Source organism: Paenibacillus sp. P4_A7, from assembly GCF_056402455.1.
Map to the genome: position 1 here is coordinate 1 of NZ_JBFUHJ010000934.1, position 526 is coordinate 526.

The 526-nt window shown below is 31.0% G+C and carries 1 protein-coding gene; it reads right to left on the bottom strand.

The window, feature by feature from the left end; translation table 11 throughout:
* Positions 1–526: VanZ family protein (locus AC1DWN_RS35025; protein ID WP_477563386.1), on the bottom strand; the 526-nt coding region annotated here is incomplete at both ends.

Here is a 526-nt window from a genome sequence, read left to right on the forward strand (position 1 = left end):
GGCTTACTGATTTCTATGTTGAGCAACTGTTTTTCTTTTTTTATCCCGTGAAAAGATATCGCAAGCTTAAAACACAGAAAAGCAAAATATCCACCTACAGTGTTTAGTATAATATCATCAATATCAGTGCTTCCAGCTGAAAATATGAGCTGAGTAATTTCAATGGTGAAGGAAACTAAGAAAAGTACAAGAAATGATTTTATCGTAGTTGTAAATGGTTTATACAGAAAGTGAAGGTATATACCTAAAGGCATCAGCATTATAAGGTTCCCAACGATTTGTCTTTCTAATAAAGAATAGTCGCTGAAGATATTAAATGGGACGATATTGATACCTCTTATCCAATAAGAATTGGAAAAGCCATTCTCCATCGACAATGGAAAAAGAGTTAAATAATATACACATAAAATATATACGTAGAAACTTGCTTGAACAATAAGAAGAGGAATAGATGACTGTTTTCTTTTGTAAGTATCAATGATTACAAAGATAGTCAAAGGTATTGTGTTTATTAAAACATCTGAAA